Annotated in this window: 10 protein-coding genes, 1 tRNA gene and 1 rRNA gene; 1 reads left to right on the forward strand and 11 read right to left on the reverse strand. The window is 41.2% G+C overall.

The features are described 5' to 3' along the window. Positions 1-413: 413 nt before the first annotated feature. The 5 genes from BLO53_RS19360 to BLO53_RS19365 are packed head-to-tail and all read right to left on the reverse strand — an operon-like array spanning position 414 to position 2,777. On the reverse strand, positions 414-578 hold the full coding sequence (locus tag BLO53_RS19360; RefSeq protein ID WP_176757355.1) for a hypothetical protein: 165 nt from the start codon (positions 576-578) through the stop codon (positions 414-416). 48 nt (positions 579-626) lie between these two features. Beyond that, positions 627-1,160, reverse strand: a complete 534-nt coding sequence (locus BLO53_RS18075; RefSeq protein WP_092064896.1) for a YgjV family protein — start codon at positions 1,158-1,160, stop codon at positions 627-629. 29 nt (positions 1,161-1,189) lie between these two features. Then, positions 1,190-2,188 carry an asparaginase gene (locus BLO53_RS18080; RefSeq protein WP_092064899.1) on the reverse strand — a complete coding sequence of 333 codons (999 nt, stop codon included), beginning with the start codon at positions 2,186-2,188 and terminating at the stop codon, positions 1,190-1,192. A gap of 2 nt (positions 2,189-2,190) precedes the next feature. Next, entirely contained in the window at positions 2,191-2,607 is a 417-nt protein-coding gene (locus BLO53_RS18085; protein WP_143003280.1) for a hypothetical protein, read from the reverse strand. After that, positions 2,571-2,777, reverse strand: a complete 207-nt coding sequence (locus BLO53_RS19365) for a hypothetical protein (RefSeq protein ID WP_176757356.1) — start codon at positions 2,775-2,777, stop codon at positions 2,571-2,573. Before BLO53_RS19365 ends, BLO53_RS18085 begins: the two co-directional genes overlap by 37 nt. Positions 2,778-2,873: 96 nt before the next feature. Between BLO53_RS19365 and BLO53_RS18090 the strand changes: the two genes are divergently transcribed. Further along, positions 2,874-5,063, forward strand: a complete 2,190-nt coding sequence (locus tag BLO53_RS18090) for an alpha-galactosidase (RefSeq protein ID WP_092064905.1) — start codon at positions 2,874-2,876, stop codon at positions 5,061-5,063. A gap of 93 nt (positions 5,064-5,156) precedes the next feature. Here BLO53_RS18090 and BLO53_RS18095 read toward each other — a convergent pair whose 3' ends face one another. The 6 genes from BLO53_RS18095 to BLO53_RS18120 all read right to left on the reverse strand — a co-directional run. Continuing rightward, positions 5,157-6,749, reverse strand: a complete 1,593-nt coding sequence (locus BLO53_RS18095) for a bacterial Ig-like domain-containing protein (protein ID WP_092064908.1) — start codon at positions 6,747-6,749, stop codon at positions 5,157-5,159. A 15-nt stretch (positions 6,750-6,764) separates the two neighbouring features. After that, positions 6,765-9,725 carry a beta-glucosidase gene (locus BLO53_RS18100; protein ID WP_176757357.1) on the reverse strand — a complete coding sequence of 987 codons (2,961 nt, stop codon included), beginning with the start codon at positions 9,723-9,725 and terminating at the stop codon, positions 6,765-6,767. A 245-nt stretch (positions 9,726-9,970) separates the two neighbouring features. Further along, entirely contained in the window at positions 9,971-11,257 is a 1,287-nt protein-coding gene (locus BLO53_RS18105) for an ATP-binding protein (RefSeq protein WP_176757358.1), read from the reverse strand. Continuing rightward, complete coding sequence (locus BLO53_RS18110; protein ID WP_092064918.1) at positions 11,248-12,012, reverse strand: LytR/AlgR family response regulator transcription factor; 765 nt, start codon at positions 12,010-12,012, stop codon at positions 11,248-11,250. The genes BLO53_RS18105 and BLO53_RS18110 overlap by 10 nt, the downstream gene beginning before the upstream one ends. A gap of 233 nt (positions 12,013-12,245) precedes the next feature. After that, a tRNA-Thr gene (locus tag BLO53_RS18115) sits at positions 12,246-12,318 on the reverse strand. Between the two features lie 77 nt (positions 12,319-12,395). After that, a 23S ribosomal RNA gene (locus tag BLO53_RS18120) occupies positions 12,396-12,670 on the reverse strand; the annotation flags it as partial.

A 12,670-nucleotide genomic window follows, 5' to 3' on the forward strand; every position in this document is an offset into this window, starting at 1 on the left:
TCAGCAGAGTATAGTACAGAGAAACGTTCCTCATCTATTGTTGGAAATATCTCTTCTGCAAACACTTTTGCCCATGACCTGACCAGAGCTTTCTGCTCTCTTTCAGTCAAGACGTTAAAACTATCAAACATTGAAATCTGCTGGGAATCATTTGTGCGAAATGACATGACATGTACCTCGTGGATTTGATACTTATATTCTATCATGCTTTCGCCATGTCTCCCAGTGTTTATGCGGTTTGTATTAACTTTTCAAGGGACAGATATATGTAAATCCCATTAGGGATTAGCAACTATAGTTTTAGATTCAAGGGGCTTTTGACCCCAACATCATCCCATTGTTCTATAATAAAATCATATAAGATAATTATTTTTTATTGATAACATCTATCTAAAATAAAGATAAACTTTAAGTTAATTCTTAGGTCCCTCTTTTTGCCTCAGCAGAGTGTCATGAATTGCTCTGGCAATGGCTTCGTCCGGTGCTTTTCTAAGTGCCTCGGCTGCTGGGCTTTGTTTTACCTTTATTTCCGGTTTGGTCCCTAATGGTGGTAATGGCTTTCCATCTTTCTGACTCATGGCACCCTTATCTCCTATCTTGTTAGTCATGACATTCATGATCATCTGCTACAGATCAGTAGTTATATCGCTTTTTCCTTTTTGGCCTGTACTTTCTCGAACCATCTTGTAAAGTGTTGCCGCGTTGGTAACGACTGAAGCCAGGTCGAAGAAAGCTCCTGTGTATGATTTCAGTGCAAAATGGTACACAACCCATGGAATGAATGAAAGAGTCACTAGTAGCTTGAATTTCACAGGATCTTTTACATCCATAAAAATTATGTAGACAGTACAAACCGCTACCGGTATTACCCCAAGAAGCCCCTGTTCATTCATAACTACTGTCATTATGACAGAAGCTGCTATAAGGATGATCTTCCATATGGTATTAAGCTTTTCTTTATAACATAGGTAGTTTCTTAGGCATGACAGGACATTACTGATGGCTCCTGTTATGCCGCCAAGAAGTAGCATGCTCACTGCCTGCATCAGAAGCTGAACTATCTGCACTATGAGTATCTTCGATTTTTTCTTTATTGCACCTGAGCCTACCTGCAGCAAGGCGGCCAGAAAGTCTATTATATTTGCTATGATTATTGTCATTTTATACTCTCAATCCTACAGTTTTTTCCTCAGATCTTGGCCATTTCTCCAGCCATATTGATAGAATAATAGTCGCGGATTTCCTTGACATCTTCTGTCATTCCCAATATCCACATGAGTTTTGTGAGAGCCGCTTCGCTAGTCATATCGCGAGCTTCAAGAGCACCTATTGCCATGGCTCTTTTACCAGTCTCATATACGTCCATCTTGGTGCCCTCATATCTGCACTGGGTTCCTACTACCACGGTCATGCCACTCTGTATGACTTTATCCAGAGCTCCAATAAAATCATGCTTGAGAAAAGGCATTCCTCCAATACCGTAAGCCTCTATATACAGGCCCTTATAGCCCTGCTGAGCAATAGATTCAATAAAGCTCCTGTGAATTCCAGGAAACATCTTGATCATACAGACCTTATCTGAATAAGTGTTGGATAATTTAAAAATCCCCGCTCTCTCCGGAACAGCTGAAGTATCTATTTTCATTCCAAGAGAGCTGATTGTTGCAATGTTAGGGTAATTTATACTCTCAAAGGCATCGAAGCTAAGAGATCTGACTTTAGAGGCTCTGCATCCCAGGATTACCTTCCTGTTAAATGCCACAAAAACTCCCGGAATCTGGCTGGCCGCCATGTGAATTGCGCATCTGCAGTTTTCCATGGCATCTGCCACAGGGTTTGTAATAGATAGCTGCGAACCTGTGATAACTACAGGGATATTTACATTCCTGAGCATAAAAGAAAGCATGGAAGATGTATAGGCAAGTGTATCGGTTCCGTGAATGACAACTATTCCATCATAGTCATTTCTACAGTCACTTATCTTTTGCGCAAGAGCGCACCAATCCTCTGGGAAAATATTAGCACTGTCTACGGAGCAGAAATCTTCAATCTCAATATCAGTATCTCCCGATACCATTTTTAGCTCTTTTTGCATGTCATGGATAGACAAGCCTGGAATAAGACCATTCTTTTTCATTACTGCGGACAATGTTCCGCCTGTGTTTAATATTAATATTTTTCTACTCATTTTTATACTCTTCTCTGTCTCGCTACTGTCACTACATCCGAGACTAGTTCTTCCTTTTGAACGTAATCAGCAAGGTATGGTACACAGAACATGACCTTTCCATGTTCTGGCGCTGCAATTATCCCACGGTCTATAAGATTAGCCCGCTGTTTGCTTAACTTATTTATTGTAACACCAAGTCTTTGCGATATGGCAGACGTATCAGCCAGACGCTCGTTATCCAGGCATTTCGCCATGTTTAACAAATATGTCTTTTCATTATTTGCCATTTCGTCTAGTAACGGCTTTAATGCCTTTTGCTCGTAAGCATAAATAGCGTTTTTAATGGCAACCTTGGCATCTTCTTCTGATGCGCTGTACTTTTTATCAGTTATGTGCTCATTTATATGCAAAATAAGATGATAGCCCAGAAGCTGCATAATATACGGATGACCATAGCTAGCGGATGACCATAGCTAGCCTCATTAAGCTCTTCGATGATCTTAGCGTTTACACTAAGTCCTCGGATCTTAGAGAAAATACCTGTAAACGCTGTAGCAGCCTCATCCCATGTAAACAATCCCAGTTCCTCGTGAGTAGCCCTCCGCAAGTATGTACAACCTTCATGCTCTATTATTATAGACATAAAGCGGAAGAATTGTACAATGGATAGTAAGTATTAGATCATCAATGGGGAGCGTAAGGTATGAATATAAGATTTTTGGAAAAAGAAAAAGTGTTTGTAATTGACACCAAGGCAACAAGCTATGTGATGGGAATTGCCGGAGATGAGGGGCTTTTAGGGCACCTTTATTATGGGGACAAGATAGACCCTACTGATGCTGCATTTCTTTGGAAGGCAATTGAGCCTCAGGTTACTCCAACTGTGGATATGCGCGACAGAAGCTCTTTTCTTGACAGATTTCCCTTTGAGTATTCTTCCAATAACGTTGGGGACTACAGGAAAAGCAGCATAGAGATCACTGATAGCAACGGTCACTCAGGCCTGTTACTATGCTATGATTCTCATGAAATATTTAAGGGTAAAAGAGCTATTCCCGGCCTTCCAGCTACCTTTGGACAGGAAGAAGATTCTATGAGTCTTGAAATTACACTCATAGATAAGATTGTTGGGCTCAAGTGCATCTTATCCTATAGCATATTTGAAGGCCTTGATGTGATCACAAGATCTGTAAGACTTGAAAATACTTCTGAGAAAACTATATATCTTGATAAAGTAATGTCTTTTACTCTGGATATGGATCAGGAAAATTTCAAACTCTTAACTCTTCGCGGATCATGGGCCAGAGAACGCAGTATGGATTTTAGGGAAATAGGCTACGGGGATACTTCTATAGAGTCTTTCAGAGGAGAATCTTCTCATCAGTTCCAGCCATTTATGGCTCTTGTTCAAAATGAGGATTCACAAGATACAGGCAAGGTATACGGTTTTTCTTTTGTCTATTCAGGTAATTTTGAGGCTGGTGTTACAAAAAGTCAGTTTAACGATATAAGAGCCTACATGGGTATTGGAGCCAAGAATTTTAGATGGACACTGAAACCTGGAGATGTCTTTGAGGCTCCAGAGGTTGTAATGACCTACTCTTCTGCCGGCCTTGGGAAAATGACCAGAACATTCCATGATCTGTTCAGGACTCATTTGATCAGAAGTAAATATAAGGATATGGAGCGTCCAATCCTTATCAACAACTGGGAAGCTACATATTTTGATTTTGATAGTGACAAACTGATAGCCATTGCCAGAGAAGCCCAGAAAAGCGGCATTGAGATGCTGGTAATGGATGACGGATGGTTTGGTGAAAGAAATGATGACAATTCAAGCCTTGGAGACTGGTTTGTCAATGAAGACAAGCTAAAAGGCGGCCTTAAAAAGCTTGTTGACGAAATCAATGCCCTTGGCATGAAATTTGGAATCTGGATGGAGCCAGAAATGGTTTCACCAAAATCCAAGCTCTTTGAAGAGCACCCTGACTGGGCAATACAGCTCCCTGACAGATTTCCTTGCAGAAGCAGAAACCAATTAGTCCTTGATATCACAAGGCAGGAAGTCCGTGATTATATCTTTGGACGTATCAAAGCTATCTTAACTAGCGCCAACATTGAATATGTTAAATGGGACATGAACAGACAGTTATGTGACCTTGGATCCCTTGGACTTGATAGCGAATCTCAGGGCGAACTTAGCCACAGGTATATGCTGGCCGTATATGAACTCCAGGAGCGCATGATCACAGAGTTTCCTGATCTTCTACTTGAAAACTGCTCTGGAGGCGGTGGAAGATTTGATGCCGGTATGTTATATTACAGCCCTCAGATATGGTGTTCAGATGACACAGACGCCATAGAAAGACTTAAGATTCAGGAAGGAACAAGCCTTATCTTTCCTCTTAGCACAATGGGCGCCCATGTATCCGATTGCCCGAACCATATCGTTGGAAGGACCACTCCTTTTAAGACTCGCGGAGATGTAGCCCTTGCAGGAACCTTTGGCTATGAGCTTGATATCACCAGAATATCTGATGAGGACAGAGCTAATATCTCCCGCCAGGTTGCCTTATATCACAAATACAATCACCTAGTAAGAGGCGGTGATTACTACAGGCTCTCTTCCTACCAGAGAAATCATGAGTATGACGCCTATATGGTAGTTAGTAAGGATAAAAGAGAGGCCCTCATCACCTATGTTCAGGTGCTGGCTTCTCCAAATTCCTCCAGAAAGCTTTTAAAAGTTCCTGGACTTATGGCGGATGCAAGATATGTGATAGAGGGAAATGATACTGAACTTTTAGGATCAACCCTTGAAAAAGTAGGACTTGTCATTCCACCACAAAATGGTGACTATCGCTCTATGCTCATACATCTTATTTCTAAGTAGAAGGCGGTCAGTCTTCCTACTCGTCATCGAGCCGCTGACATATTCATATCAGCGGCTCTTATCAAATAAAACTATACCCCAAAAATTAACAGATTACTGCTGTCCGAAACCGCATTCGCCTATTGAATATGTTGCGCTACCTGTCCAGCCTGTAACAACTTCTTCATGGGCTGGAATCACAACACTTCTATTACCATCCTCTTCTGTAATAGCAATTTCTACTGGCTGACTACCATTAAGAGTAGCAGTAACCACATCATCCTTTGCATCAACAATGTTTCCTGTGATTGATGCTGAACCATCTACAGCTGTGATTGTGATTCTCTTGTGTGAGTAGTCAATCAAAAGACTTGCATCCATTGCTACAGGTGCATCTCCGACTACAAGCTCATAGCTTCCGTCAAAGGTCTCAGCAACCAGTTCTTCTACCTTAACTTCAAATTCCTGTGACTGACCCAGGAATGTACCAGTAACCTTCTTGGTTCCAGGTGTTTCAGAGTCAAATCCGTCATAGCTAAGACGACCATTCCAGATAGTCTCCTCTGCTCCGTTAGCGCGAACAGCTGATACTACGAGCTCTCCTGCATCGAAGGCATCTCCTGTGTAGAAAGTACGAAGCCTGGATGAGTCAATTGTAATACTCTGCGCTGCAGCATAAGGCATTCCATAAATGTTGATGTTACGTGTAAACATACCACCGCTAACACCATAGCTAAGGCTGGCTTCAAGTGTGTAATCACCATGCTCTGTATCAAAGATAAATACATCAGCATCTTCACCGCCTTCAACATTTACAGCTCTTGTAATGCCAGCACTGTTTAAAGTTCCTGTAATATGAACAACAAAGTTTCTATCACCATTTTCATCACGGTTATACCAGTAGCCGTAAACATACTCTACATTTCCGCCGCCCACTGATGTTGTAGGGCCTGAGAATGATCCATACATTGAACCATCTACTGCGCAGTACATATCAAGGCAGGCAGGGTCAACGATTGTTGCAAAGCCTTCTGTATACTGTCCTTCAAAGAAGTACGCTATCTGACCGTTCGTTTCCTTGGCTTCCCACTCATCGCGTGGAATAGCTGCAAGCTCCTCAATTGACATATTGGCAAAAGAGTTATCTGCAAGTTTCATTTCGAATGAATCCTCAACATCTGATGATTCAGCTAAAACCTCAGAAGCAGGAGTTACATCAACAAATGAAACTCCAAAGATTGCTGCGCAGGCTACTACCGCAAAAGAAACACCCTTAAGCAGATCTTTTTTAAGGTTAACCTGTTCTTCTGTCTTGGTCTGCTTCATAAAGCAAGCGATCACGCACAAAAGAGCGGCTACAAAAGTTCCAACCATGTAGAACACACAAAGAGTTGGATTACCACCTGCAAATGTTACATGATTGATAACGTCAGCAAATACGAAGTACAACTGAACAACTACAAGATAAAGAGCTACATTATAAATTGCTGCCTGCATAAAAGCGCCAAAACGAACAGGCACAAAAAACATTATGAGTGAAATAACCGCTCCAACAAGAAGCACTAAACCTGGCATAGGACCTTTATGTCCAAGAGGAGCAGCTGTTTCCTGAGTCATTAAAAAGCAAATAGCTGTGATAAGCGCCACAAGCGCTGATGCCAGGCAGAGATAACTACCAAGGGCTTTATTTTTTAAGCGTTCCAGCATTGATCCAAACCTCCATTAATTCTTCTTAGCAGCGGCAGAAGCGTTTTCTTTTGCAAAAACCTTTGTATATGTATAAAGGACATACATAGCTACTGCGCAGACTACAAGTACAACTGATACAACATCAAGGACTCTTAAAAGAATCTGCCACCAAGGAGCTGCATCAGAAACAACAATCTCAGATGCATCAGCGCCACCCATAGATGACTTGAGCATGATATAGTACATATAACGGTTAGAATCAAGAACTTTCTGAAGAAGATCACCATCATCTGTATCCATGATGAGCTTCTCAATTTCTGTAGGTCTTGCTGTATCAAGGCAGAAAATGTTATTTCCGGCCATGAGCATTTCTGGTGCAGAAGAATAAGCTGATGCTGTAAGTGCATCATCTATGATATATCCGTCATACTTCCACTCGTCACGGAGGATATGCTGTATACCCTGGCTAGCAGCGGCATACATAACACCGATACGGTTGTACGCTGTCATAACACCAAGTGAATCACCCTCTGCAAGTGAACCCTCAAATGCTCTCATATAAATCTCACGGATAGCCTGTTCGTTGGCAAATGTAGAAATACCCTGTCTTCCGGCTTCCTGCTCGTTCAGGAAGAAGTGCTTGACTGTTCCGATAAGTCCCTTTGTACGCATACCATGCGATACGTTCTTGGCAGCATAGTAGCTAAGTACACCATCCTCTGAGAAATACTCAGAAGTACGTCCTGAATATGGAGAACGAAGTGTATCAGCACCAGGAGCGTACGCGATTGGAATAGATGCATAAAGAGCATCTTCACCATACATCTGGCCAAATCTTGTCTGAACATCATGATCCCATGTAGCACCTACGATTGGAAGTGTAGCCCAACCTGTACAATTACGGCGATCTCCATATTTGAACTGACCATTCATACCTTCTGGTCCATCTACGATTGTGCAACCGGGCTTATTAACAGCCTTAACAGCCTTTATACCCTTTGAATCTCCCATGTTGATAAGAAGTTCAGAAAGAGTAAGCTGTGACAGGAAATCATCCCACTTAGGGTCATCAAAAGCTACACCCTTCATATCGATGAAATCAATCTTTTCATCAAGCTTAACACCAAGATTGAAATCAGAAACATGCTTGGCATTTGCAGCCTTCTCATAAGTCTGCATGTTAAGTCCGTTGTAAAGCTTGTCATTAACAGTAATTGTCTCAAGTGTTGTAGGATATGTAGCATCCCAGTCTGAACGTGAAAGATATGTTATCTTCTCGTTATCATCTACCCAATAGTTAACATCTGCATCATCGAAGGTATTTGTAACCTCTACCTCGCTGTTGTAGCGTGACTGACGATACTTGGTTGTATCAACTTCTGTATTAGGCGCTGTCCATGAAGATGTAGCCTCTACATTACCAGTAACAACGTTACCAGCTTCATCTGTCAACTTGCATTCTACTTCTGCGCCATATTTAGCAGCCATAACGTTGTTAAGAGCATCATGAGCGCCGTTACCTACTGCAAAATAGTAATCGCCAGCATCTAAAATATAGCCCTTAGCACCAAGTCTGTCATAAGAAGCAAGAAAATATCCTGGAACTTCGATATCAACAGTCTGTGACTCACCGGCAGCTACATCTACCTTGTCATAGCCAAGAAGCTGAATTGAAGACTTCTCAACGCCATTAAGAGCATCATACTCTGTATATGGTGACTGGCCATAGAGCTGAACACTAGCCTTACCATCAACAGAACCAGTATTGCTTACTGTTACTGTTGCCTTAAATGTATCGCTTTCCTGGTTATACTCAAGATTATCCATGTGATAATCGTAAGTTGTATAAGAAAGACCATAGCCAAATGGGAAGCATACTTCATCTGCATAGTTCCATCCCGCATTGGAAGCCTTGGCGCCTGTCTTAGAGTCTGCATTGCCACGACCCAGAACAGTATCCTCATATCGAGTCTCATAATATCTGTAGCCTACATAAATGCCTTCGTTGTAGCTTACAAAGTTCTCACCAGCTTCACGAGGAGTCTTTGTTCCATAATCATACTTGTGAAGTCCAAAGTTCTCTGCAGAAGGAGCTGAAAGAGAATTTGCTGCAAAAGTTGCTGTAGTATGACCTGATGGATTAACCTCACCTGTCACTACCCTGATAGCACCTGGCATTCCGTAGAATCCAGGGTTACCAACCCACAGAACTGCATCTACGTCATATTCTTCAAGCCAGTCTAGCTCAAGTGCAAATACTGAGTTCAAAAGAACTACTGTCTTATTGAACTTGCCTGAATCCTTGATACTCTTGAAGATTGCCTTCTCATTATCATCAAGTTCCAACATTCTCTTACCCTTTGCATTTGTCATTGCAAGGTCATTACCCTCTGTAGCAAAACGAGAAAGTGTTACAAAAGCCACATCTCCATAGGATGCATAGGACTTCTCTACATCTGCTGTGAAGATAGATGCATCATACTCACCTACACTTGATACACTTCTCGCTTCTGCAACAGGAGCAGCTGAATAAGCATCAAGGACAACTTGGTTTACATTAAATCCAGCACCCTTAAGAGCATCTACAGGAGTCTGCTGGAATTCTTTATTTGTTGAAGAACCACCTGCGGTACTACGGAAAACAGGATCTATACTTCCGCGTCCAAAAGCAGTTACATTACGCTCTGATTCAGATAATGGAAGAGCGTTATCCTTATTGTAAAGAAGTACGCTTCCTTCCTCTTCTTCCTGCTCACAGAATTTGTAAGCAGCCTCAATGTACTTGGCATAGCTATCATCTGTAAGAGTTCCATCCTCTGAGAACTCTGTGCCCCCGTAGGTAGCTCCAGATCCCTCAAGACCAAGTGCATGGTTGATCTCTCCTTCCTGCTGGAAAGCAATAGCAGTTCCTGTGAAAACAAGATTTGCCAAAAGAACTGCAGAACCTGCAAGTCCGAGCCAAAGCCCTGACTTGTTAGTGCTTTGTTTTTTCATCTTAATCCCCATCTTTCCTTAAATAAAAATGTTGTAATAACCCTCTCCCATTTATTAGGTTGTGCACCACCCACAAGTGAGATTGAATTTCATCTACAAATACATACTAGGGAAAATAAATACGGTATTCAACAAAATGGCACAATTGTAAAAAACCAGGTCACAATTTACACAAAAAAAATAGAGCGACTTAGATTTTTTTGTCCAAGTCGCCCTTTAAATATGAACGCATTGTTAATACGCATTTAATTCACTGTAAGATTTTCACTACAAGGAATAGTAATTAACAGGTAAAATATCTCATTTTCAACAAATATATGTGCAATACCACCATAAATCTCTGCTGTGTTTTGTATACTTTTCACACCATATCCATGATCTCTTTTATCTGCCTTCGTTGTCAGAAGATCTCCATCTTTAAATAACGGTTGATTGGGTGTATAGTTCTCAACCCTTATAACTGCCATGTTTTTCTCTTTATGAATATCCAGAGTAATGACCTTTTTCTCTTCGTCAGCTACTTGTTCAAGGCACTCTATGGCATTGTCAAGTGCATTCCCAAGCATAGAATAGATGTGGTAATGCTTCATGCGATCAAGGCAACTACCATCTGCAGAACATACAAGCATAATTCCTGCTTCATTACATTTTGCAGATTTCTGAGTAAGAGTTATATCCACAGCCTTATTCCCAGTAAAATACCTGAGATTAAGCTCAGCCATCTCTTCTTCAAGCTTGCTTCGCTCTTCCTCTGAAGCCCTGGTGTACTGCTGTTTGATGTCATGATAACGGATATTAATCTTTTCCATATCCCTTTTGGCCTGTTCATATTGCTGTCTGTCAGATTCTAAGAGCCCTGCTAGTATCTGATTTTCCTGCTGAAGCTGCTTGGTATTAAAATTTGTGTATTCAAGAGCAAGTATTGACAGCGCAAACAGTATACAAAAAGCATTCAGACATAAATAGCTTGTAGTATAAGAGGATGCTCCGGTATCAAACCCATCCTCCAAAAGTACACTTAAATAAATTGCTGCTATCAAGAAAAAGCCGGAATACAAAACTATCTTTGCATTATCAAACTGAAGATTTCCCTTAGTAAGATAAGGCTTGGTATATTTTATGTAGACAGCTATAGCAACCAAGACCGATACCACAACAAGTACTACAAGAGCAAAGGAGTAACCTGCAATATTTCTTTTTACTGAAAAAGGCACAACAATCATATAGGCTAGCTTACTTGAAATATGCTGAACAGCATATGCACAGGTTGTATAAAAGACATAGTGAATGAAGCTACATTCAAAGCAAATCCAATAAAGTGCCATCAAAAGAGCCGTAAACAAAAGGAGTCTTACCTTGCTCTCGATATTCCATCTAACACAAAGATCTGTTACAACAAGAAATGAAGCGACACTAAGTACAAACCTGGTGATAAATCTTTCTCTTTTCTGCTTCCAGGGCATAAACAATAGCGCTGCAAAAAGCATGCCTATCTGTACCTGCCTTGAGAAAATATATTCAATCACAGACATGGATCTTCCCATCCCTTCTTGGCAAGATATCTGGAAAAAGCATCCATAAAGGATTCCTTAAAGGTCCTTCCTATAGGAAGAAGCTCGTTTCCAATAAAAACATTAACACGACTCACCGCTGTAACACTTTTTATATTGACTAAAAAGCTTGAAGAGCAGCGCCAAAAGCCGTATTGGGAAAGCCTTTCGACTGCTTCCTGCATCGTTCCTCGATTTTTGATTACTATTCGCGCGCCAGTATTGCTATCCTTTATATTGTATAAAAGATAATGCTGACGGACCTCAATATAATCAATATCAGAGACACTAACTAGGCGAGAAATGGTTCCATCCTTAAGCACAAATTTAGTATCGCTGTCTGTATTATTGCGCTTCTGGTTCATTTTTATAGCATTAATAGCCCTGTCCATCGTTAGATTAAGCGCATAAGGCTGCACAGGTTTTACCATAAAACCTAGAGCTCCAACACTATAGCCATTAATTGCAAATTGCTGAAGATTCGTGCAAAAGACAATAACAACATCCCTATCAGTTTCTCTTATCTTCTCAGCGAGCTCCATTTCTGACATTCCTGGCATGTCTATATCAAGAATCAACATGTCAAAGCCTTTATCTCCGCTATCCAGGAACTTCAGAGCACTTTCATATTCACTTAATTCACATTTCAGATGATGAAGCCTGGCATAATCCGAGATTTCCTGATGAATACTCTCTCGAGAAGCCTTGTCATCATCTACTATTCCAATACGTATCACTTACTTTCTACCCTTCTAGTACACTGGGTTTTACTATGAACCTGCATACAGCTCGTTCTAGTAACAATAAACATTTGATCTATCTGCAATAAACACAGATTACTTTATATGATTCTGAGGCAATAAGCAACGAAAAAATGAATTTGTGTGCAAGCATCCATTCGCTTGCCGGTCTTGTGCAACAAAAAAGAGATACTGCAAATTACAAGCAGTACCTCGCTTTAAATAATTAGAGCCGATGAGCGGACTCGAACCGTTAACCTGCTGATTACAAATCAGCTGCTCTGCCAATTGAGCCACATCGGCATATATAAAAATACAGTTTGTACCTTCAAAACCGAACACTGATAATCTAAATCCTTCTTCAATCGTTCCTAACCTTCTTGGATAAGCCCTCGACCTATTAGTACACATCAGCTGAACACGTTACCGTGCTTACACCTTGTGCCTATCTAACCTCATACTCTCTAAGGGGTCTTACTGGACAAGCCAGGGATATCTCATCTTGAGGGGGGCTTCACGCTTAGATGCCTTCAGCGTTTATCCCTTCCGGACGTGGCTACCCAGCCTTATGCATCTGGCGATGCAGCTGATACACCAGCGGTCCGTCCATCCCGGTCCTCTCGTACTAAGGACAGCTCCTCTCAGATATCCTACG

Origin of the sequence: Butyrivibrio sp. INlla14, from assembly GCF_900102515.1 — a bacterium.
Taxonomy (GTDB): Bacteria; Bacillota; Clostridia; order Lachnospirales; family Lachnospiraceae; genus Butyrivibrio.

Excerpts from the sequence above, each read along its gene's own strand:
- BLO53_RS19360 (WP_176757355.1), bottom strand. The coding sequence starts at position 578 with ATGAGTCAGAAAGATGGAAAGCCATTACCACCATTAGGGACCAAACCG.
- BLO53_RS18075 (WP_092064896.1), bottom strand. The coding sequence starts at position 1,160 with ATGACAATAATCATAGCAAATATAATAGACTTTCTGGCCGCCTTGCTG.
- BLO53_RS18080 (WP_092064899.1), bottom strand. The coding sequence starts at position 2,188 with ATGAGTAGAAAAATATTAATATTAAACACAGGCGGAACATTGTCCGCA.
- BLO53_RS18085 (WP_143003280.1), bottom strand. The coding sequence starts at position 2,607 with ATGCAGCTTCTGGGCTATCATCTTATTTTGCATATAAATGAGCACATA.
- BLO53_RS18090 (WP_092064905.1), top strand. The coding sequence starts at position 2,874 with ATGAATATAAGATTTTTGGAAAAAGAAAAAGTGTTTGTAATTGACACC.
- BLO53_RS18095 (WP_092064908.1), bottom strand. The coding sequence starts at position 6,749 with ATGCTGGAACGCTTAAAAAATAAAGCCCTTGGTAGTTATCTCTGCCTG.
- BLO53_RS18100 (WP_176757357.1), bottom strand. The coding sequence starts at position 9,725 with ATGAAAAAACAAAGCACTAACAAGTCAGGGCTTTGGCTCGGACTTGCA.
- BLO53_RS18105 (WP_176757358.1), bottom strand. The coding sequence starts at position 11,257 with ATGTCTGTGATTGAATATATTTTCTCAAGGCAGGTACAGATAGGCATG.